This window comes from uncultured Luteimonas sp., from assembly GCF_947492465.1.
GTDB lineage: Bacteria > Pseudomonadota > Gammaproteobacteria > Xanthomonadales > Xanthomonadaceae > Luteimonas.
This window is the reverse complement of the sequence record NZ_CANLNF010000002.1, coordinates 650,269-671,943: the sequence shown is the minus strand read 5'-3', so window position 1 is coordinate 671,943 and position 21,675 is coordinate 650,269. Positions and strand designations below refer to the sequence as shown.

Sequence of the window (21,675 nt, the reverse complement as noted above, 5' to 3'; positions counted from 1 at the left end):
ATGTCGCCGGATTCCAATGCCCTGCCGTCGGTGGTGCGCCTGTCGGGCGTGCGCCTGCACTACAAGAAGGTCGAGGCGCTGGCCGGCATCGACCTGGACATTCCCGCAGGTCGCATGATCGGCATGATCGGTCCCGACGGCGTCGGCAAGTCCAGCCTGCTGTCGCTGGTAGCCGGCGCGCGGGTGATCCAGGAAGGCACGGTCGAGGTGCTTGGCGGCGACATGCGCGAGCGCAGGCACCGCAACCGGGTCTGTCCGCGCATCGCCTACATGCCGCAGGGGCTGGGCAAGAACCTGTATCCGACCCTGAGCGTGGAGGAGAACCTGCAGTTCTTCGCCCGCCTGTTCGGCCACGGCCCGGACGAGCGCCGCCGCCGCATCGACGAGCTGACCACTGCCACCGGCCTGCATCCGTTCCTGTCGCGCCCTGCCGGCAAGCTTTCGGGCGGCATGAAGCAGAAGCTGGGCCTGTGCTGCGCGCTGATCCACGACCCCGACCTGCTGATCCTCGACGAGCCGACCACCGGCGTCGATCCGCTGGCGCGTGCGCAGTTCTGGGAGCTGATCGACGACATCCGCGCCGACCGCCCGGGCATGAGCGTGATCGTCGCCACCGCCTACATGGACGAGGCCCAGGGCTTCGACTGGCTGGTGGCGATGGACGAGGGCCGGGTGCTGGCCACCGGGACGCCCGCCGAACTGCTCGAACGCACCGGCGCCGATTCGCTGGAGGCGGCCTTCGTCGGCCTGCTGCCCGAGGAAAAGACCCGCGATCATGCCGAGGTGGTGATCCCGCCGCTGGAAGCGGATCAGGACGACATCGCCATCGAGGCGAAAGACCTGACCATGCGCTTCGGCGATTTCGTCGCCGTGGACAGCGTCAGCTTCCGCATCCGCCGCGGCGAGATCTTCGGCTTCCTCGGCTCCAACGGCTGCGGCAAGTCGACCACGATGAAGATGCTGACCGGCCTGCTGGAGGCCAGCGAGGGCCAGGCCTGGCTGTTCGGGCATGAAGTGGATCCCAAGGACATCGACACGCGCAGGCGCGTGGGCTACATGTCGCAGGCGTTCTCGCTGTACGGCGAGTTGACCGTCAGTCAGAACCTGATCCTGCACGCGCAGCTGTTCAACGTACCGGAAGACGGGATCCCGGGACGGGTGGACGGGATGGTCGAACGCTTCGGACTGCGCGAGGTGCTGGACAGCCTGCCCGAGAGCCTGCCGCTGGGCATGCGCCAGCGCCTGTCGCTGGCGGTGGCGATGGTGCACGAACCGGAGCTGCTGATCCTCGACGAGCCGACCTCGGGCGTGGATCCGGTGGCGCGCGACGCCTTCTGGCGGCTGCTGGTGGAACTGTCGCGCCGCGACAAGGTGACGATCTTCATCTCCACCCATTTCATGAACGAGGCCGGGCGCTGCGACCGCATGTCGATGATGCACGCCGGCAAGGTGCTCGACAGCGACGCGCCCGCGAAGCTGGTGGAAAAGCGCGGGGCAAAGGATCTGGAAGATGCCTTCATCGGCTATCTGATCGAGGCGTCGGGCGAAACCACCACGACAACGCCCACCGACACGTCTCCGTCATTCCCGCGAAGGCGGGAATCCAGTGCCGTTGCCGTTGCTTCTGCGTCATCGGAACGAAAGACACTGGATTCCCGCCTTCGCAGGGCTTCCAACGGACGCACGTCCGGTCATGACGAGCAAAAACAGAAGTGGAATCGGCTGAAGGGCTTCAGCCCGCAGCGCATGGTCGCCTACCTGTGGCGCGAGGCGCTGGAGCTGCAACGCGATCCGATCCGCGCCGCGCTGGCACTGGGTGGATCGATCCTGCTGATGTTCGTGATGGGCTTCGGCATCACCATGGACGTCGAGGACCTGCGCTTCGCGGTGCTCGACCGCGACCAGTCCACGCTCAGTCGCGACTATGCATTGCAGCTGTCGGGGTCGCGCTACTTCGTCGAGCGCCCGGCGATCAGCGATTACGACCAGCTCGATACCCGCATGCGCAGCGGCGAATTGTCGCTGGCGATCGAGATCCCGCACGGCTTCATGCGTGACGTGCTGGCCGGGCGCAACGTGCAGATCGGTGCCTGGGTCGATGGCGCGATGCCGACGCGCGCCGAAACCGTCAACGGTTACGTGCAGGGCATGCACCAGACCTGGCTGGTGCAGCAGCTGGCCGAGCGCGGCATCGCCATGCCTGCCAGCGCCAGCGTACAGACCCGGTTCCGCTACAACCCGGACGTGAAGAGCCTGCCGGCGATGGTGCCGGCGGTGATCCCGATCCTGCTGCTGATGCTGCCGGCGATGCTGACCGCGCTGGCGGTGGTACGCGAAAAGGAAACCGGCTCGATCAACAACTTCTACGTCACCCCGGTCACCCGCAGCGAGTTCCTGCTCGGCAAGCAGCTGCCTTACGTGGGCCTGGCGATGGTCAACTTCGGGCTGATGAGCCTGCTGGCGGTGACCGTGTTCGGCGTGTCGGTGACCGGCAGCTTCCTGACCCTGGCGCTGGCCGCGCTGGTATTCAGCTTCGCCTCCACCGGCATGGGTCTGCTGGCCTCGACCGTGACCCGCAGCCAGATCGCGGCGATGTTCATCGCGATGATCGGTACCGTCGTCCCGGCCACCCAGTTCTCCGGCCTGATCGATCCGGTGTCCTCGCTGGAAGGCAGTGGCAAGCTGATCGGCCAGATCTACCCGGCCACCCACTTCGTCACCATCAGCCGTGGCGTGTTCAGCAAGGCGCTGGGCTTCGGCGACGTCACCGCCGCGTTCTGGCCGATGCTGCTGTCGGTGCCGGTGATCCTGGGCGTCGCCATCGCGCTGCTGAAGAAGCAGGAGAAGTGAGCCCGTGAACAAGCAGCGCACAAGAGCCCGTCATCTCGCCAACATCTACCGGCTGGGTGTCAAGGAGCTGTGGAGCCTGTGGCGCGACCCGATGATGATATTGCTGATCGTCTACGTGTTCACGGCAGCGGTGTACACCGCCGCCACGGCGATGCCCGAGACCCTGCACAAGGCGCCGATCGCGATCGTCGACGAGGACGACTCACCGTTGTCGCAGCGCATCGTCTCGGCCTTCTATCCGCCGCAGTTCATCATGCCGCAGATGATCTCGATGTCGGAGATGGACGAAGGCATGGACGATGGCCGTTTCACCTTCGCGCTGTACATCCCGCAGGGCTTCCAGCGCGACGTGCTGGCCGGGCGCGCGCCGGACCTGCAGCTCAACGTCGATGCCACCCGCATGAGCCAGGCCTTTTCCGGCAGCGGCGCGGTGCAGCAGATCGTCATCGGCGAGGTCAACGAATTCGTCCAGCGCCAGCGTGGTGGCAGCGCATTGCCGGTGGACCTGGCGCTGCGCGCGCGCTTCAACCCGGCGCTGGAAAAGAGCTGGTTCGGCGGGGTGATGCGGATCATCAACAACGTCACCATGCTCTCGATCATCCTCACCGGCGCGGCGCTGATCCGCGAGCGCGAGCACGGCACCATCGAACACCTGCTGGTGATGCCGGTCACCCCGGCCGAGATCATGCTGTCCAAGGTCTGGTCGATGGGGCTGGTGGTGCTGCTGGCCTCGGCGCTGTCGGTGAACCTGGTGGTGCGCGGCCTGATCGGCGTGCCGATCGAGGGCTCGCTGCCGCTGTTCTTCGCCGGTGCCGCGCTGTGCCTGTTCGCCACCACCTCGATGGGTATCTTCATGGCCACCGTGGCGCGCAACATGCCGCAGTTCGGCATGTTGATGATGCTGACCATCATGCCGCTGATGATGCTGTCCGGCGGCATGACCCCGCGCGAGAGCATGCCCGCGCTGGTGCAGAACATCATGCTCGCCGCGCCCACCACCCACTTCGTCGAGATCGGCCAGGCGATCCTGTATCGCGGCGCCGGCATCGAGGTGGTGTGGAAACCGTTCCTGTGGCTGGCGGTGATCGGCGGCGTGCTGTTCGCGCTGTCGCTGGCCCGCTTCCGCAAGACCATCAGCCAGATGGCCTGATGGTCCCCCTGCACGGATGCCCCCCCAACCCCGAGGTAACCGACATGAGCAACGCAAACACCCTCCCGCTGGACCTGTACAAGGCCAACCTGGAATTGCAGGTCAGGATCGGCAAGCTGTTCCAGGAAGGCGGCAAGCAATGGCTGGACTACGGCTACCGCCTGGCCAGCGACGGCATCGCCGAGTCCGATGCCGAGATCGCGCAACTGCTGCAGTCCGAGGACTGGCAGAAGCTGGCGACGCTGCCGGCCGAAGCGTTCTGGCGACAGCTGCAACAGCGCTTCGGCGACAGCCAGGCGGCCGCGCAGATCGCCATCACCGCGCAGACCGGGTTTGCCCACGGCCTGCAGGAAGCCGTCCAGGCATGGCAGCAGCAGACTGCCGGGGTCCTGGGCGAGGTGGCCCCGGCCGCACTGTCCGGCGGCGATTCGCCGTGGGCCAACCTGTTCAAGCCATGGCAGCAGCTGCTGCAGGCCGCCGCCACGGACACGCCGGCAGCCGTCGGGCCGGCCGCGAAAGGGCGCAAGTAATGGCTGCGAACCCGAAACGCACCGCCCTGGTCACGGGCGGCATGGGGGGGCTGGGCGAGGCGATCGCCCGGGTCCTGCATGACGCAGGCCACACCGTCCTGGTCACCCACTCGCGCAGCGACGAGGCCGCCTCCACCTGGCTGAAGCAGCAGGCCGACGCCGGCTACACGTTCGCCTCCTACGACGTGGACGTGGGCGACTACGCCTCCTGCCAGCGCATGGCCGAACGCATCGCCGCCGACGGCCATGCCGTGGACATCCTGGTCAACAACGCCGGCATCACCCGCGACGCCAGCTTCCGCAAGCTGACCAAGGACAACTGGGACGCGGTGCTGCGGGTCAACCTGGACTCGATGTTCAACGTCACCAAGCCGTTCATCGACGGCATGCTCGAACGCGGCTGGGGACGGGTCGTCAACATCTCGTCGATCAACGGGGACAAGGGACAGTTCGGGCAAACCAACTACTCGGCCGCCAAGGCCGGCATCCACGGCTTCACCAAGGCGCTGGCCCAGGAGGTCGCGCGCAAGGGGGTGACGGTGAACACCGTGTCGCCGGGCTACCTGGCCACGCAGATGGTGATGGCCGTGCCCGAGGAGGTGCGCAACCAGATCATCGCCGGGATTCCGGTCGGCCGGCTCGGCCGCCCGGAGGAAATCGCCGCGCTGGTCGGCTTCGTCGCCAGCGATGCGGCCGGCTTCCTGACCGGCAGCAACATCTCGATGAACGGCGGCCAGCACATGCGTTGACCGCGCGCCGCGCCACTGTGGCCGCGGCTTCTCCCCCCACCACATCCGAGGTTGCATCATGCGCGACATCGCCATCCTCGCCGCCACCCGCACCGCCATCGGTGCGTTCCAGGGCGGCCTGTCCAGCCTGCCCGCCCAAGCCCTGGGCGCCCACCTGATCGGCGCGATCCTGCGCGACACCGGCGTGGCGCCGGAGCAGATCGACGAGGTGATCCTGGGCCAGATCCTCACCGCCGGCAGCGGCCAGAACCCGGCCCGGCAGGCGGCGGTGCAGGCAGGCCTGCCCTACGACGTGCCGTCGATGGCCATCAACAAGCTGTGCGGCTCCGGCCTCAAGGCCGTGCACCTGGCTGCACAGGCGATCGCACTGGGCGATGCCGACCTGGTCCTGGCCGGCGGCCAGGAAAGCATGAGCCTGGCCCCCTACGTGCTGCCGAAGGCGCGCACCGGCCTGCGCCTGGGCCATGCGCAACTGGAGGACAGCCTGATCCGCGACGGCCTGACCGACGCCTTCCACGACTACCACATGGGCATCACCGCCGAAAACCTGGCGGAGAAGTACGCCATCACCCGCGAGCAACAGGACGCCTTCGCCGCCGCCTCGCAGGAGAAGGCGATCGACGCGGTGGCCACCGGCCGCTTCCGCGACGAGATCACCCCCATCGAGATCCCGCAGCGCAAGGGCGACCCGGTGGTGGTCGATACCGACGAGCAGCCGCGCGCCGGCACCACCGCCGATGCGCTGGCCAAGCTCAAACCCGCGTTCAGGAAGGACGGCACCGTCACCGCCGGCAATGCCTCGACCATCAACGACGGCGCCGCCGTGCTGCTGCTGGCCAGCGCCGACAAGGCCAAGGCGCTCGGCCTGCCGGTGCTGGCCTGGGTGAAATCCTGGGCCAGTGCCGGCGTCGATCCGGCGATCATGGGCATCGGCCCGGTGCCGGCCACCCGCAAGACCCTGGAGAAGGCCGGCTGGACCCTGGCCGACCTCGACCTGATCGAGGCCAACGAGGCCTTCGCCGCGCAGTCGCTGGCAGTGGCGAAAGACCTGCAGTGGGACATGGACAAGGTCAACGTCAACGGCGGCGCGATCGCGCTGGGGCACCCGATCGGCGCGTCCGGCGCGCGCGTGCTGGTGACGCTGATCCATGAGTTGATCCGGCGCGACGCGCACAAGGGCCTGGCCACGCTGTGCATCGGCGGCGGCCAGGGCGTGGGCATCGCCATCGAACGCTGAAGGAGACCGTGATGGCCAAGCACTCTGGAACACCCGGCCAGGACTGGAGCCGCTGGCTGTCCGACCCGGCCGCGCTGGGCGCCGCAGCCGTCGACTACGGCGTCGACGCCTGGCAGCGCACACTGCTGTACGCCGACGTGCGCCGCGAACGCGGCAACCAGTACCGCGCGCATCTGCGGGAACAGGTGCCCAACGTGCTGGACTTCCCGGCCGAGCCGGTCCTGTCCGGCCTGGACCTGCCGCGCCCGGTGAACTACGGCCTGGTGCGCATCCTGCCGCCGGCCGATACACCGACCGATCCGGCCAGGCGCCCCTTCATCGTGGTCGATCCGCGCGCCGGCCACGGCCCCGGCATCGGCGGCTTCAAGCCCGACAGCGAGATCGGCTCGGCGCTGGCCGCCGGCCATCCCTGCTACTTCGTCGGCTTCCTGCCCGACCCGGTGCCCGGGCAGACGGTCGAGGACGTGATGCGCGCCGAGGCCGAGTTCGTGCGCAAGGTCGGGCAGTTGCACCCGGACGGCGCCGGCAAGCCGGTCGTGATCGGCAACTGCCAGGCCGGCTGGCAGATCCTGATGGCGGCCGCGGTCTGGCCGGAGCTGTTCGGGCCGATCATCCTGGCCGGCGCGCCGGTCTCGTACTGGGCCGGCGACAACCCGATGCGCTACGGCGGCGGCCTGACCGGCGGCAGCTGGTTGACCGCACTGACCAGCGACATCGGCGCCGGGCGCTTCGACGGCGCCTGGCTGGTGCAGAACTTCGAGCACCTGGACCCGGCCAACACCCTGTGGAAGAAGCAGTACCACCTGTACGCCAACATCGACACCGAGGCCGACCGCTACCTGGGCTTCGAGAAGTACTGGGGCGGCTACGTCTTCCTCAACGACGTGGAGATGCAGTACATCGTCGACAACCTGTTCATCGGCAACAAGCTGGCCACCGCCGAGCTGGTCACCTCCGACGGCGTGCGCATCGACCTGCGCAACATCCGTTCGCCGATCGTGGTGTTCTGTTCCTACGGCGACAACATCACCCCGCCCGGGCAGGCCCTGGGCTGGATCACCGACCTCTACCGCGACGACAACGACCTGCTCTCGCACGACCAGACCATCGTCTACGCCACCCACGACAACATCGGCCACCTGGGCATCTTCGTATCCGGCAGCGTGGGCCGCAAGGAACACCGCAAGTTCGCCAGCAACATCGACATCATCGACATGCTGCCGGCGGGCGTGTTCCAGGCCGTGGTCGGCGAGACCCCGTCGGGCACCGGAGGCGAACTGGGCGAAGATCCCTTCCTGCTGTCGATCCGCCCGCGCGGCATCGACGACGTGCGCGCCATCGTGAAGCCGGACCAGGCCTCGGAACGCCGTTTCGCCGCGGCTGCACGGGCCTCGGAGATCAACCTCGCGCTGTATCGCAACCTCATGCAACCGTGGGTGCGTGCGGTCTCCACGCCGTGGTCGGCGCACTGGCTGCAAACACTGCACCCGATGCGCACCGGCTACGAATACTGGTCGGACGGGCATCCGCTGGCGGAGACGGTGGCCACGCTGGCGCAGCAGGTGCGCGGGCACCGCGACCCGGTCGTTGCGGACAACCCCTTCCTGCAGGCCCAGGGCGCACTGTCGGATGCGATCACGGACGCCCTGGATCGCTACCGCGACCACCGCGACGAGATCTACCGGATCGCCTTCGAGACGATCTACGGCTCGCCGTGGATGCAGGCGCTGGCCGGGCAGGGCATGGACGACGACGCGCCGCCGCGCCCGCACCCGGGCGATTCGCCCGAGCACCGCGCCTTCGTCGAGCACAGTCTCGCGCAGCAGCGTGCGGCGATCGCGCAGGGTGGGCTGGTCGAGGCCGGCCTGCGCGCGCTGCTGTTCGTGCTGGCGGCGCGTGGCGAGGCTGACGAGCGCCTGTTCCTGTATGCCCGCAATCTGGTCCGCAGCCGTGGCGGCAGCGGTATCCATCGCGGACAGGCGCGCGCGCTGGTACGCACCCAGGCATTGCTGATGCGCCTGGATACCGAAGCGGCCATCGCTGCCCTGCCACGGTTGCTTGATGGCGTGGCGGCGACGCAGATCCGCGCCGTCGCCACCAGCCTGCGCGAGATTGCCGGGAGCGCAGGCGCGCTGTCGGCCGACGAACGCAAGCGCCTGGACCGGATGCTTGGCGTGTTCGCGGCCGCGTGCCGGGAAGCGGCGGATGCGGACAACGATGCGAAGTCCGGGACCACCCCGGTGAAGGCGCCGTCTGCGCCGAACAGGGCCGCCGCCAGGAAGGCCGCCAGCAAAGCCGTGAAAAAGACCGCCGGGAACGTCGCGAAAAAAGCCGCGACGAAGAAGGCCGCGGCCGGCCGTCGCAGCACGACGGGCGCGGCCAGGCCGCGCCGCCCGGAATCGTGATGCCGGCGCACCCGACCGCAGCGACCGGAGCCTCGCCATGACCGCACCCGAACCCGACCTGCACATCCTGCGCAACCGCACCTTCGACGAGCTCGCGCCCGGCGACAGTGCCAGCATCGAACGCGTGCTGGGGATACAGGACATCCAGTTGTTCGCCCTGCTGTCGGGCGACATCGACCCCGCCCACGTTGACCCGGAATTTGCCGCGTCGAGCCGGTTCGAGGGCGTGATCGCCCACGGCATGTGGGGCGGTGCGTTGATCTCGGGCGTGCTCGGTACGCGCCTGCCCGGCGCGGGCACGATCTACCGCAGCCAGACCCTGCGCTTCCTGGCGCCGGTGCGGATCGGCGACCGGCTGGCGATCCAGGTCACGGTGGTCGCCACGGACCCGGCGACCCGTGGCGTGACGCTGGCCTGCACCTGCACCAACCAGGACGGCGACGTGGTGATCGAGGGCGAGGCCGAGGTGATCGCCCCTGACGAGCGCATCGAGTGCAGCCGCGCCACCCTGCCGGAAATCCGCCTGGACGTGGCCGGCAACGACGGCCTGGAACGCCTGCTCGCGCGGGTCGCGCCGATGCAGGCGATCCGGGTGGCGGTGGTCCACCCCTGCGACGAGGCCAGCCTGTCGGCGGCGCTGGACGCACGCGATGCGGGGCTGATCGAGCCGGTATTGGTGGCGCCACGCGACAAGCTCGAAGCGACGGCCACCGAGGCCGGGCTCGACCTGTCCGGGCTCGCCGTCGAGGACGTGCCGCACAGCCACGCCGCCGCCACGCGTGCGGCCGAGCTCGCCCGCGACGGCAAGGTCGAGGCGCTGATGAAGGGCAGCCTGCACACCGACGAGCTGATGGCCGCGGTGGTCGCGCGCGACGCCGGCCTGCGCACCAAGCGTCGCGTCAGCCACTGCTTCGTGCTGCAGACCCCGTACTATCCGCGTCCGTTCATCGTCACCGACGCGGCGATCAACCTCGCCCCGGACCTGGAACAGAAGGCCGACATCGTGCGCAATGCCATCGACCTTGCCCACGCGATCGGCGTGGAGATGCCGAAGGTCGCGATCCTCGCCGCGGTGGAGACGGTCAGCCCGACGATGCCGGCCACGCTCGACGCCGCTGCACTGTGCAAGATGGCCGATCGCGGCCAGATCGCAGGCGGCGTGCTCGACGGCCCGCTGGCCTTCGACAACGCGGTGTCCATAGCCGCCGCGCGCACCAAGGGCATCGCCTCCGACGTGGCCGGGCAGGCCGACGTCCTGGTCGTGCCCGACCTGGAAAGCGGCAACATGCTGGCCAAGCAGCTCATTTACATGGGCGAGGCGGCGAGCGCGGGCATCGTGCTCGGGGCGAAGGTGCCGATCGTACTGACCAGCCGCGCCGACAGCCGCCAATCGCGCATCGCCTCCTGCGCCATCGCGCTGATGCTGGCGCACCGCTACCGCGCCGCGCCGCCATGACCGCGGCCATCGCGCACTTCACGTCTTCCACTTGTCCAAGGACAAACTCCCCATGAAATACTCCTTCCCCGGCCAGTCCGCCCTCGTCACCGGCGCCGCCTCCGGCATCGGCGAAGCCACCGCCCGCCTGCTGGCCGCCAACGGCGCATCGGTGGTGGTGTCCGACCTCCAGGCCGATGCCGTGCAGCGTGTCGTCGACGCGATCGTCGCCGACGGCGGCAAGGCGGTGGCCAACGTCTGCGACGTCGCCGACGCCGCCCAGGTGGAAGCCGCGGTCGCCTGCGCCGTCACCCATTTCGGCGCGCTGCACCTGGCGGTCAACAATGCCGGCATCGGCGGCGATTCCGGTCCCGCCGGCGAACTGTCGCTGGAGGCCTGGCAGCGCCTCATCGACGTCAACCTCAGCGGCGTGGCGTACGGCCTGCGCTACCAGATCCCGGCCATCCTCGCCGCCGGCGGCGGCGCCATCGTCAACATGTCCTCCATCCTCGGCCTGGTCGGCGACGCCGGCAGCCCGGCCTACGTCGCCTCCAAGCACGGGGTCACCGGACTGAGCCGTTCCGCGGCGCTGGCCTACTCGGCCCGGGGCATCCGCATCAACTCGATCCATCCCGGCTACGTGGAAACGCCGATCCTCGACAACCTCGACGCCGAAGCGCGCGCGGCATCGGTCGGCCTGCACCCGATCGGCCGGCTCGGGCGCCCGGAGGAAATCGCCCACGCCATCGCCTTCCTGCTGTCCGACGCCGCCAGCTTCGTCACCGGCACCGCGCTGACGGTCGATGGCGGCTACACCGCGCGCTAGGAGCCCGCGCGGCGATGACGAACGAAAGTTTCGTTGCGGACGCCCACTTGAACCTGTCGCCGCCGGAGTCCCCCAGATGTCCACGCCGTCCCCGAACCGCTTGATCCTCGTCCTCAACTGCGGTTCGTCCAGCATCAAGTTCGCGCTGTTCGACGCGGATGCCGCCCCGTTGCCGCGCACGCCGCTGTGGAACGGCAAGGTGCAGGGCATCGGTGGGCCGATGCCGGATCTCGGAGAAACCGGCGTGCGGCCGTTCGCGGTGCAACTCGATCCCGAGCATCCGCATACCGATGCGCTGGCGCTGATCCTCGGGCGCGTGCGGGCGCGGCTGGACGGTCGCGAACTCGCGGCGGTCGCGCACCGGGTCGTGCACGGCGGCAGCAAGTACTTCGCGCCGACCCGGGTCGATGCCGCACTGATTGCCGAGTTGCGCGAACTGATCCCGCTCGCGCCCTTGCACCAGCCGTTCCCGCTCAAGGCCATGTCGTTGCTGCTGGAGCAATACCCGCACATGGTGCAGGTGGCCTGCTTCGACACCGGCTTCCACCACACCTTGCCCGAGGTCGAGCAGGTCCTGCCGTTGCCCACCGAATGGCGCCAGCGCGGCCTGCGCCGCTATGGCTTTCACGGCCTGTCCTACGACTACATAGCCACCGCCTTGCCCGAGCGCCACGGCGATGCCGCGCGCGGGCGCACCATCGTCGCCCACCTGGGCAGCGGCGCCAGCCTGTGCGCGATGCGGGATCTGGAGAGCGTTGCCACCACGATGGGCTTCTCGGCGCTGGATGGCTTGATGATGGGCACCCGCACCGGCGCGCTCGACCCCGGTGCGGTGCTGTACCTGATGGAGATCGAGAAGCTGTCGCTGGACGAGGTCGGGCAGCTCCTCTACCACCGTTCCGGCCTGCTGGGCGTGTCCGGGATCTCGCCGGAGCCGCGACGGATCGTCGAGCACGAAGCCGACGAAGGCGAAGCCGGCGAACGCGCGCGCCTCGCGCTGGAACTGTACGTGCGCCGCATCGTGCGCGAAATCGGCGCGCTCGTGGCGGTGCTCGGCGGCCTCGACATGCTGGTGTTCACCGCCGGCGTCGGCGAGCACAACGACTTCATCCGGGAGCGGGTCTGCGCCGGGCTGGCGTTCCTCGGCGTGCGCCTGGATGCCGCCGCCAACGCCGGCGATGCGCCAATCGTGTCGGTTGCCGACAGCCGGGTGCTGGTGGGCGTCGAACCGACCAACGAGGAATGGGTGGCCGCGCGCGACACGTGCGCGCTGCTTGCCACGTGTACCGCAGCCTGACCGGATTCACACGAACGAGACGAGAGGAGACGACGATGTTGCTGGGACTCGATGCATAGATCTGGAAACTGCTGCTGGTGGTGCTGCTGTTTCCGGTGATCACGGTGGCGCTGCTCAACGTGGTTCTTCGCAAGCGCGGCGGCATCGGCGCCGGCTGGGGCGGCGCGCTGGTGGTGGCATTGGCCGGAGTGATGGCGGTGCTGGTGATCTTCGACAAGGTCCGCCTCTGAACCGGTCACGCCCCGTGGCGGCCGGCGCCGCCTGCTGGCTGTCGATGTGCCTGTTGGCCGGACCCGTGTCCGCGGAGGACGGCTGTCGTTCGGATACGACCCGGCTCTCCACCCGGGCGACCGTCAATGTTCGCATCGACAACGACATGTTCGGCGGCATGGGCCAGGACCAGGGCTACTCCAACGGCTTCCTGGTCAGCGCGGTTTCGCCCAACCTGGCCGACTACACCGACGACCCCTGCCTGCCGCGCCCGGCACGTCGCCTGAACCGCCACCTGGCGTGGCTGCAGCCCGACGGCTTCGACGAGCAGAACATGATCTTCGGCGTCGGCCAGCTCCTGTACACCCCGACCGACAGGAACCGCACGGACCTGATCGCCGACGACCGCCCCTACGCCGCCGCGCTGCTGCTGAGCTTCGGCTACAACGCGCGCAAGGGCGACCGGCTGCGCACCACCCAACTGCGGCTGGGGATGGTCGGGCCTTCGGCGTTCGGTGAACAGGTCCAGAACCGGTGGCACGACGTGATCGGCTCCGACCGATTCGATGGATGGGATCATCAACTGCGCGACGAGCCGGTGCTGCAGCTGATCCACGAACGCCGCAAGCGGCTCGGCCGGCGCGAGACCCCCGGCGGCTGGGGCTGGGATCTTACCCGACACTGGGGCGGGAGCCTGGGCAACTTCGCCACCTATGCCAATGTCGGCGGCGAATGGCGCTTCGGCGCGCGCCTGCCTGACGATTTCGGCACGGCGCCGCTGCGCCCGGCCGGCGAGAACACGTCGCCGGTGAAGGAGGTCGCCGATAGACGCTGGCACGGCCACGTCTTCGTCGCCGTCGACGCACGCTGGGTGCTGCACGACATCACTCTGGACGGCAACACCTTCAAGTCCAGCCACAGCGTCGACAAGCGGCCCATGGTGGCCGACATCGGTTACGGTGTCGCGCTGCACCGGGGGCACTGGCGGTTCGCGCTGGCGCGCTACCACCGGACGCGGGAATTCGACGGCCAGGAGGACATCCCGGTCTACGGTACGTTCACCATCGGCAGGCACTTCTGAGCCAGGCACGGCAGGCTGACTGCGCAGTTCGTTCCGGAGGCTGGGTGAAGCGCGTCCGGACTCGTGCAGCCGTCATGCGCCTCTAACCAACCAGATATTCGACGAACCCCTTGCGGAATGAGGCCGGGAACGCGATCAGCCACTCGCCTATCACCGGACCGCGCCCGATCGGCCGACGAACCGGACACGTGTGGTCACTTTGCGTCGCTGCCCAGGATCTGCACCAACGCTTTCACCGAATCGCGCAGTTCATCGACGGCAGTCGGTTCGAGGCCCAGTCGAAGGGAAAGCATTTCTGGAACGGCCAGGGCAGCCGTGCGCAGGTTGCATCCATGCGCCGTCAGGGTGACGAGCACCCGCCGCTCGTCCTCGGGATCCCGTCGTCGGCTGATGAACCCGGCCTGTTCCATGCGCTTGAGCAAGGGCGTCAGCGTGCCCGAATCCAGGTGCAGGCGTTCACCGAGATCGCCGACACTGGCCGGCGATCGTTCCCACAGCACCAGCATGACCAGGTACTGCGGGTAGGTGAGGCCGAGCGGCTCCAGCACCGGGCGATAGAGCCGCGTCAACAGGTTGGATGCGGCATAGAGCGGGAAGCAGACCTGCCGATCCAGCAGCAGCGGATCGTTTCCCGCGCCGCGTATCGCGGACTTCCTTGAGTGTGTCGATGCCTTCATCGCCAACGGGCCATGCAGTACTGTCAGCGCGTGTGAGTCGACAGCGTTACGTCGACGTTGCCGCGCGTCGCGTTGGAGTACGGGCACACCTTGTGCGCCTCGGCAACGATTTCCTCGGCCTTGGCCTGGTCGACGCCGGCCAGGGTCACGTCCAGGGTGACCGTCAGCCCGAAGCCGCCGGTAGCCCCCGGCCCGATGCCGACGGTAGCGGTCACTTCCACGTCATTGTCGCTGATCTTCGTTTCCTTGTTGCGGGTCGCATGGATGACGGCATTGCCGAAGCAGGCCGCGTAGCCGGCGGCGAACAGTTGCTCGGGATTGGTCGCATCGCCCTTGCCGCCGAGGCCGGCGGGCAGGGCGAGCTGCAGGTCGATCAGGCCGTCGTCGCTACGCACGGTTCCATTGCGTCCACCGATCGCGGTGGCCTTGGCGGTATACAGCGCACTCATGGGGGCTCCTCATATTTGACCCAAGCCATATTGGGCGAAGCAATTATATTGCTCACAATTTAATTTTCAACAATTTTAATGATCCTCACGGGCCGAGGCCGACGTCCGTGCCGGTGTTGTCCTGTGCGGCCAACGGAAGCGCCAGAAGAATGCCGCAGGCGACGGAGAGGATTTGCTTGGATTCGTATGGCATGAGCAGTCCTTGTCATGAAATCTATAAGTAGCCTACATATAAGACTGTAGAGCTTTAGGTGGCGGGTTTCTAGGGTGTCGGCCATGACCGAGACCCTCCCCCATCGCCTGGGCAAGGCCTTCCGCAAGCGCCGGGAGGCGCTGGGCTTCAGCCAGGAAAGCTATGCCGACGAGATCGGCATGCACCGCACGTACTACAGCGCGATCGAGCGTGGGGAGAAGAACCTGCAGCTGGACACCCTGCAGAAGGTCTGTGAGGGACTGCAGACGTCGATCTGGGAGGTCTTCAGGGACGCGGAAACAGGACGTTAGTCAGTCCGAATTGCCGGATCGATGTCTGGCGGCGGAGGCGGCAGCCACTGGTTTGGTTTCCACGCCTGCTTGGGATCCCTGCCGTTGCGTTCCAGCTCGCAGCTGCGCTGGTCAGCCGCCTTCAGCCTCGCGACGAGTGCCGAGGGCATCGAGCCGTCCTGCCGCATGCGACCGCAGCCGCTGAGCAGGACGCGCATGGCATAGGCACCGTCCGGCCACTCGCCTTCGAGAATCTTCAGTTCCCGCTCGAGCCGCGACAGGCCGACAAGTTCATGTCCCATCGCGCGTGCCGCGGTGTTGAGGAACATGTCCGGCGTGTAGGACCACACCTTGCCGATGTCGTGCAGCAAGCCGGCTGCAATGCAGAGGTCGCGTTCGTGGCCACCTACGGCTGCTTGCCCTGCAAGGTCGCGTGCAACCTCGAGGCTGTGGACGGCGAGACCTCCCGGAAGCGCGTGGTGGTGGCGCGCGGACGCCGGCATCGTCCAGAAACGGGCAACGACCTCTCGCTCACGGAAGATCCGCCACAGCATCCGGTGCAGCGGAGGTGTGTCGATGGTTTCGATCAGCTCCAGGATGGACCGCCCAGCCTTCTGTAGACACGGAATACTCTTTCCGGGCTGGAATCTGCCTCTCGCCCAAAGGACTAGCGGGTTGGGAATTGCCCGCACAACTCGTCTTTGACGCTCACCATCGCCTCGATCTCTTGCTGTAGCTCGTGCCGGACAGCAAAAAGCTGGTCAGTGTCGAGGTGGCGAGCCTGCAGGAACGCATCATTCAACTTTGCCTCATTGCTCCAAAGCGCCAAATGCTCGGCAAGGGGGAGGCTGTCAGGAAGATCGACGACGAACCCGCTATGGCCGCAATGGAATCGCTGGACAACATTCGATGGACGGCTATTTCCAACGCAGTAGCTGGTCGTCCGGAAAACGGCGTTTACGAGGGCGGTGAGTTCGTCCGCAGTCACACCATGGCGAGGTGATTCATTGGCCGGTGTCCAGCAACGCAACTCCCAGGCACCGCGGCTTCCTTCGGCGATGTCGCCGCGGGCGATCTGGTCGATCATCTCGGCACGGTAGCCGATGGCTGCCCGCCCATGGCGTTCGTAAAGCACCAAGGTCGAAAAGGTGTGCATGCGACCAATCCCTTCAAGCGATAGGGGCAACGGACGACAATTTCGGCAGGGTTCCCTGACACATCACCCGCACCCGCTCAGGACTCGCGCACCCGCCAGGAGGCTTGGTGCGGTATCAGCCCCACGCTTTGCGCATACCCCACCGCGCCACGGCTTGATGGAAAACACATGGGACGGGGCAGGTGCGGATCGGCGGTGCGGAGCAGGCTGGGGGACACCAGCGGCTCGTCGCGCAGGATCCGGGTGAACCCCCGGCCGCGGACCAGCAGGACCCAGGACTTTCGCGGGGACTCGTCCAGCAGGACTGGCTCGACGCTGTGCACGAGCCGGAACAGTCGTGCCAGCTGGAGGGGGAGAAGGGAAATCAATCCATACTTCATGGAGTTGGCTCCTGAGGCTGGAGGTTCGAGTATGGCCTGCCGTTTTCTCGCAGGCTGCGACGGCCGGACTTTGCCCCCTGCAACGGAACTCAATCCGTAACGTTGATGGCTCCCTTGTCGCAACGCGACATCGAGAGCCTTCCTCGGGTCAATCCGGGAACCATCGAGTCCAGTAGCTGCCCCAGGCGATCCGGTCATTCAGGGGGATCTGGCCGACCTCAACCGCGTCGGTCGCCATGCCCCGCACCGGAATCTCGAGGCCGGCGATCTGGAGGTTGGCTGCGGTCTGGTCGTACTCGAGATCCAATGCTTCTTGTATGCGATGAACGCCTTGGGATTCGGGGCCCGCCCGAACGACTTCCAGGACATCACCACGGAAAAGGGCCTTCGATCGATCGCACCATGGTTGGTGCTTGGTAGTTCCAACCGATCGGCGCACCCGGCGTTTTCGTTGTACTTTTCGCGCGTGAGTTCGGTGTGGCACCAACATCGCGACGTGATCGAGGAAGTCCAGCGCCAGCACGATGTCTCCAAGCATCGCTCGTCCATCTACCGCGGCGGACAATCGCGCATGGATCCTCCTCCCGGCTTCTATGCACGGCTCGGTTTATCCGATGACCATCCCCGGCGATTCGATTTCGCACCGATGGCTGAAGTCATCTTGGATCCCGATCCCAAACGTCCCGGAAGTTTTCCCCGGCCCCAGGTCAAACACGAAGACCTGCAGACACTGGAAGGCCTTTGCGTGGAGTTCGCAACGCTGGTCGAGGCGTCCTGCCGGGCCTTGCTCGACGACGCCAAGCAGCTCGTGCAGCTGACCCATACGGCAATTCTGGATCGGTTTGTCGTAGTGGGGCAAGCCGGCATTGCCTTGTTCTCGGACGAACAATGCCGGGTGCCGATCGGCGGAATTCAGGGCATTCGAATGGATTTTGGCCATGGTGGCTATCCCGCCGAACCGGGGCGCGTGACGCCCGCCTGCGCTGGCATCGAGTATCGCGTCGGCGACCAATTACCGCTGCGTGGCGGACACGACATGAGTCGACGCGTCGGACAGGCGTGGTTTCGTCATCCCGACAGCGGCGACATCGTACGGGCCTGGTGGTCCTCGTCGGCCGTCTATGTAGCGCAGCCGCTGCCACCGCAGGCCGCTGACCCGTAGGTGTGTCTGCGCAAAGCGCGCAAGGATCAACCGCGTCGTAGCGCGCACCTTCGAAGGGGATTCCGGAGATAATCTGGTAATGCGTTTTTCGGCGAGGGCATGGGGGCGTTGGACCGCAAAGACTTCGAACTCGAATTGCCGGAATCGTGGCCGGAAGACGTGCGTCGTGTGGTCGAGGATGGGCGCGACGCTGCGGTGGCCTACCACCACGAACGTCAGCGCATCGATCGTCTCGGCAGCACCGATGTCCGAGTGCGCATCGGCCCGCCCGCTAACGCGTACCGACCGGCATACGACGCCCTGGTCGAGCGCATCGAGACGCTGCTGCGTGGCCATCGGCTGGTGGGCTACCACTGCACGCGCCTCACACCGCCTGAAGCGCTTCAAATTCGCACCGACGGCTTGCGTGCCTTGTCGCCGGGCTTGGTGCAGGCGCGACTGGAAGCGGTGGTGCAGGCCGGGCTCATGACGCCGGCGCAGTATCGGTTTTTTGTGGACAGCCCCATGGTTCAGGCGCACCTCGCCAATCGCCATGGCCACCGAACTGGCAAGGTGTGGCTGTGCCCGAACCGGTCGAGCCTGCGCTACGCCTCGGCCGTCTACAGGCTCTTTCGCTCTTGGGGCGGCGAAGTGCTGTACGCCGGCTTCGGAGACGACGCGGCCGTCACCGACGTGTTCGGGGGACTGGGTCAGCCGGCGATCGTCAAATGTGCCGTTCCCCTACCTGTCGACGACTTGTACGGATGCCGTACCGCCGAGTTGCTGTCCAATGCGGTACGTGCGCAGATCGCGCACCCCGAGCCGTCGCCGTCGTTCGATTGGAAGGTGCCGCGCGACTTGGACCCGTCCGAAGTGATTGACGTGATCGCGTTCGAAGATCCGCGCTTCGAAGAACTCACCGGCCATCTAAAATGGCCGGTGGACTATCGCCTTGGCTGAAGTCCGCCCTGATCCTTTGCCCTTCTTCGATCGCGACGCGTGGCGAGCGTGGTCGCCGATGCTGTACCACGTGGTCGAAACCCACGTGCCGGCGGAGGTTCTGGCGCGCTTCTCTGATGAGGTCGAGCCAGGCTGGATCGAGTGGCTCCACCGGGAAACCTTTCGCGCTACAGGCCGCGCGTGCGACCTCGTTGAGAGTATCAGTGCAGCGCTGCGGGTTCACTTCGCCGGCATTCGCGTATTCCACGGCACGCGCTTGAAGTCTCTGGAGGACGTCGCCGCACGCGGCTTCGTCGCGTGGGATAAAGCCTCCCTGGTGCAGGCGGCGCGGGCGCGCTTCGGAGGTGTCGTCCAAGCGCAGGCGCTCGAGCGCGCGATCGCCCAGGCTCGCCCGGACGTGCGGGCGGGGGCGGTGTACACCTTCTCGGCTCTAAGTATTGCGCTGGACGTGCACGATGATGACGATCCCGTGGGGGCAATCCCGGCCTTTTCGGCGGCGGGCGGCGAATGGTTGCGGGCGGTGGCCAGGCATCTGGACGCCGACGTCGCCGTGGCCCCCACGACCGGCTACTTGTTCGCGCTGGACATTCCCTGGCGGCGGTGTTCGGGCAACATCCAGCGGTTGATCGCGCAGCACGCGCTCACCACCAGCCTCATTTCTGCGCGCTTGGACCGCACCCGCTATCGCATGGCCTCGGGCCTCGACTGCGTGGACATCTGCTCCGATGTCCCGGCCTCCGCTATTGCGGCCTTCGCCGAAACCGACGGGCTGGCAGGCCGCCCGATCCGGCCCGACGAACTACGTTGGACACCCTGGCGACCCTAGAATGAATGCATATGTCCAGCGAGCCTGATCCGGATCGTTCCGCTCCCCCGCTCCGCATCACGAGCGGAGCGGGGTTCGACTTCGAAGATCGCGTTGGCGCCTGGCTGCTGATGAAGATGCTGGTGGGCGAACCGGTGCCGGCCATTTGCGGTCGAGGTTTGACGCTTCAGGCGCAGGTCGCAGCGTCCCGGCGGGAGCGGCGCTACGGATGCGGGGCAAGCTCGCGACCTGGGCGAAGGCCCACCTCAAGCGCGCAGATAATCTGGCGGGCTTGTGCCACTTTTTGGCGTCGCCCTTCGGTGCCCCGCTCCGATCTGACGGCCTGCTGTGGATCAAAGCCGCACTTGAAGCACCAAATGCCGCCATTGGATTTCATCGCAACGGCAGCGGCGACGCGCTCGTCGACCTGATACTCACGATCTTGCAGAACGATGTGGCTGCCATGCGAAAACGCGTGGACGCACGCACCGCGCTGCTCGACATTGCTGCGGCCTTGGCGTCCGCGGGCCGCCCGGACGCGCTCACCATCCAAGACCGGTTGCGCGCAGCACTGATGAGTCAGCAAGGCGTTTGGTCCTTAACGACCGCCGCTGTGCGCAGCGGCCATAGATCGTGCCGCCCAGAATGACTTCGATCGGGAATTCGGGGGCTTCGCTTCAATCGGGTATGCCGACATGGATTTAAGCCGCAACTTTCCTTCATTGAGCATTTGAGGACTGCGCCTGCAATGGGTCGGAGACAATGAACTCGCGATGCGGGAGGCGGAGTCCACCTGTTACTGATTCCCGAGTGCTCGCCAAGCGATACTGCCGGAGCTCATTCAGTTTCCGCGTCTGGCTGAGAAGCGGACGTTTCCAACTGCGCTCAAGCCAGTGTGGCTAAATGCATTCTTATTGAGCCCGAGGAGGGCCGCATGTCAAAAAGTGAATTTGAAGCACCATCCGAGCGGCGCATAGTTCTCTTTCTAGATTTTTTAGGGTTCAAGGAAATAACGCGCGCCACTGAAAGTGATCCGCAGATGCTTTCTCGCGTCATCGAAGCAATCGAAACATTGCGCTCGATTGGCCGGCAGCAGGAGTTCTTCAAGACCCAGCAGGTCACACAGTTTTCTGATTGCGTGGTGGTTTCCTACCGGTGCGATGAGCGATCTGCGGTGTTCGACCTCATCAGCGAACTCGGATTTGCACTCACCAGACTGGTAGAACTCGGATTCCTCGTTCGAGGCGCGGTCACCGTCGGGAACTTGATCCATACCGATCGGTATCTCCTTGGGGCGGCGATGGTCGAAGCCTATGAGCTAGAAAGCAAGTGCGCCATCTACCCGCGCGTGCTCGTCAGCAACAGCGTGCTCGATGTTGCACACGCTGCTCCAGCCGAGCATCACGATGGCGAGGACGAGTGCGCGTATGTCGAGGGCTACCTGTCAACAGATACTGACGGCTGCCGCTATCTCGAGTACGTCTCTTGGAAAGCCGTAATCGAAGTGATTGGCGGCGATAACGACATGTATGGCAGCTACCTCGGCTCCGTTGCGAAAATCCTGAAGAAGGGCATCGCGGCTAAAGCGCCAGATGTCCGGCTCAAGTACGAATGGCTGCGGCAGAAGTACGTGCGTGCGATTGATGCGATCGCCGCACTTCCGCCAGATCATGCTTGGGTACGCGCCAATTCTGAGATGCACGAGGCTATTATCGACTTGCCTCGACGGTTCTAGCACGCCATCGGTCGTCCGCTTCCTACATTCGGCTTAGGTCAACCCTCTGCGCGTGACAAGCAGGGTGCAAGGTGCAGGGGTGCCCTCCGCAGCACGCGCACAGAGGCAACTCCGCTTTT

General features: G+C 66.5%; 23 protein-coding genes. 17 read left to right on the top strand and 6 right to left on the bottom strand.

Annotation, left to right across the window (positions count from 1 at the left end):
• The 11 genes from rbbA (at nt 1) to Q0863_RS08005 (ending at nt 13,770) form a co-directional block, all read left to right on the top strand.
• Entirely contained in the window at nt 1-2,850 is a 2,850-nt protein-coding gene (rbbA, locus tag Q0863_RS08055) for a ribosome-associated ATPase/putative transporter RbbA (RefSeq protein WP_099476155.1), read from the top strand.
• Between the two features lie 4 nt (nt 2,851-2,854).
• Nucleotides 2,855-4,000, top strand: coding sequence for an ABC transporter permease (locus Q0863_RS08050; RefSeq protein ID WP_298577034.1), 1,146 nt, complete (start codon nt 2,855-2,857; stop codon nt 3,998-4,000).
• A 44-nt stretch (nt 4,001-4,044) separates the two neighbouring features.
• Entirely contained in the window at nt 4,045-4,530 is a 486-nt protein-coding gene (locus tag Q0863_RS08045) for a phasin family protein (RefSeq protein ID WP_298577032.1), read from the top strand.
• Nucleotides 4,530-5,279, top strand: a complete 750-nt coding sequence (gene phbB, locus Q0863_RS08040; protein WP_298577030.1) for an acetoacetyl-CoA reductase — start codon at nt 4,530-4,532, stop codon at nt 5,277-5,279. The genes Q0863_RS08045 and phbB overlap by 1 nt, the downstream gene beginning before the upstream one ends.
• Nucleotides 5,280-5,337: 58 nt before the next feature.
• Nucleotides 5,338-6,516 (top strand): acetyl-CoA C-acetyltransferase, encoded by a 1,179-nt coding sequence (locus tag Q0863_RS08035; RefSeq protein ID WP_298577028.1) that lies wholly within the window; start codon nt 5,338-5,340, stop codon nt 6,514-6,516.
• A gap of 11 nt (nt 6,517-6,527) precedes the next feature.
• The gene (locus Q0863_RS08030; protein WP_298577026.1) at nt 6,528-8,921 is read left to right on the top strand and encodes a DUF3141 domain-containing protein; all 2,394 of its coding nucleotides are present in this window, start codon (nt 6,528-6,530) and stop codon (nt 8,919-8,921) included.
• Between the two features lie 37 nt (nt 8,922-8,958).
• The gene (locus tag Q0863_RS08025; RefSeq protein WP_298577025.1) at nt 8,959-10,377 is read left to right on the top strand and encodes a bifunctional enoyl-CoA hydratase/phosphate acetyltransferase; all 1,419 of its coding nucleotides are present in this window, start codon (nt 8,959-8,961) and stop codon (nt 10,375-10,377) included.
• Between the two features lie 52 nt (nt 10,378-10,429).
• The gene (locus Q0863_RS08020) at nt 10,430-11,182 is read left to right on the top strand and encodes an SDR family NAD(P)-dependent oxidoreductase (RefSeq protein ID WP_298577024.1); all 753 of its coding nucleotides are present in this window, start codon (nt 10,430-10,432) and stop codon (nt 11,180-11,182) included.
• A 76-nt stretch (nt 11,183-11,258) separates the two neighbouring features.
• Nucleotides 11,259-12,479: an acetate/propionate family kinase gene (locus tag Q0863_RS08015; protein WP_298577022.1), complete on the top strand. Its 1,221-nt coding sequence runs from the start codon at nt 11,259-11,261 to the stop codon at nt 12,477-12,479.
• A 77-nt stretch (nt 12,480-12,556) separates the two neighbouring features.
• A complete protein-coding gene (locus Q0863_RS08010) occupies nt 12,557-12,709 on the top strand; it encodes a hypothetical protein (protein ID WP_298577021.1) in 153 nt (50 codons plus the stop codon).
• A 44-nt stretch (nt 12,710-12,753) separates the two neighbouring features.
• Entirely contained in the window at nt 12,754-13,770 is a 1,017-nt protein-coding gene (locus tag Q0863_RS08005; protein ID WP_099476190.1) for a lipid A deacylase LpxR family protein, read from the top strand.
• Nucleotides 13,771-13,964: 194 nt separating this feature from the next.
• Here the strand turns inward: Q0863_RS08005 and Q0863_RS08000 are convergent, their stop codons facing one another.
• Nucleotides 13,965-14,447: a MarR family transcriptional regulator gene (locus tag Q0863_RS08000; protein ID WP_099476164.1), complete on the bottom strand. Its 483-nt coding sequence runs from the start codon at nt 14,445-14,447 to the stop codon at nt 13,965-13,967.
• A 23-nt stretch (nt 14,448-14,470) separates the two neighbouring features.
• Entirely contained in the window at nt 14,471-14,896 is a 426-nt protein-coding gene (locus Q0863_RS07995) for an organic hydroperoxide resistance protein (protein WP_099476165.1), read from the bottom strand.
• Nucleotides 14,897-15,172: 276 nt separating this feature from the next.
• Here Q0863_RS07995 and Q0863_RS07990 point away from each other — a divergent pair, with 276 nt between their 5' ends.
• A complete protein-coding gene (locus Q0863_RS07990; protein WP_099476166.1) occupies nt 15,173-15,400 on the top strand; it encodes a helix-turn-helix transcriptional regulator in 228 nt (75 codons plus the stop codon).
• Here the strand turns inward: Q0863_RS07990 and Q0863_RS07985 are convergent.
• The 4 genes from Q0863_RS07985 to Q0863_RS07970 form a co-directional block, all read right to left on the bottom strand.
• Nucleotides 15,397-15,882: an HD domain-containing protein gene (locus Q0863_RS07985; protein ID WP_298577094.1), complete on the bottom strand. Its 486-nt coding sequence runs from the start codon at nt 15,880-15,882 to the stop codon at nt 15,397-15,399. The genes Q0863_RS07990 and Q0863_RS07985 overlap by 4 nt on opposite strands.
• Before the next feature lie 164 nt (nt 15,883-16,046).
• The gene (locus Q0863_RS07980; protein WP_099476168.1) at nt 16,047-16,535 is read right to left on the bottom strand and encodes a hypothetical protein; all 489 of its coding nucleotides are present in this window, start codon (nt 16,533-16,535) and stop codon (nt 16,047-16,049) included.
• Nucleotides 16,536-16,612: 77 nt separating this feature from the next.
• On the bottom strand, nt 16,613-16,915 hold the full coding sequence (locus tag Q0863_RS07975) for a hypothetical protein (protein ID WP_099476169.1): 303 nt from the start codon (nt 16,913-16,915) through the stop codon (nt 16,613-16,615).
• Between the two features lie 148 nt (nt 16,916-17,063).
• The gene (locus tag Q0863_RS07970) at nt 17,064-17,222 is read right to left on the bottom strand and encodes a hypothetical protein (protein ID WP_298577018.1); all 159 of its coding nucleotides are present in this window, start codon (nt 17,220-17,222) and stop codon (nt 17,064-17,066) included.
• A 6-nt stretch (nt 17,223-17,228) separates the two neighbouring features.
• Here Q0863_RS07970 and Q0863_RS07965 point away from each other — a divergent pair, with 6 nt between their 5' ends.
• The 5 genes from Q0863_RS07965 (at nt 17,229) to Q0863_RS07945 (ending at nt 21,556) form a co-directional block, all read left to right on the top strand.
• Nucleotides 17,229-18,077, top strand: a complete 849-nt coding sequence (locus Q0863_RS07965; RefSeq protein ID WP_298577017.1) for a hypothetical protein — start codon at nt 17,229-17,231, stop codon at nt 18,075-18,077.
• Nucleotides 18,078-18,185: 108 nt separating this feature from the next.
• Nucleotides 18,186-19,016 (top strand): hypothetical protein, encoded by an 831-nt coding sequence (locus Q0863_RS07960; RefSeq protein ID WP_143570086.1) that lies wholly within the window; start codon nt 18,186-18,188, stop codon nt 19,014-19,016.
• Nucleotides 19,009-19,842 carry a hypothetical protein gene (locus Q0863_RS07955; RefSeq protein ID WP_143570087.1) on the top strand — a complete coding sequence of 278 codons (834 nt, stop codon included), beginning with the start codon at nt 19,009-19,011 and terminating at the stop codon, nt 19,840-19,842. The genes Q0863_RS07960 and Q0863_RS07955 overlap by 8 nt, the downstream gene beginning before the upstream one ends.
• A 208-nt stretch (nt 19,843-20,050) precedes the next feature.
• Entirely contained in the window at nt 20,051-20,470 is a 420-nt protein-coding gene (locus Q0863_RS07950; RefSeq protein WP_099476173.1) for a hypothetical protein, read from the top strand.
• Nucleotides 20,471-20,755: 285 nt separating this feature from the next.
• Nucleotides 20,756-21,556 carry a hypothetical protein gene (locus Q0863_RS07945; RefSeq protein ID WP_298577015.1) on the top strand — a complete coding sequence of 267 codons (801 nt, stop codon included), beginning with the start codon at nt 20,756-20,758 and terminating at the stop codon, nt 21,554-21,556.
• The last annotated feature ends 119 nt before the right edge of the window (nt 21,557-21,675 follow it).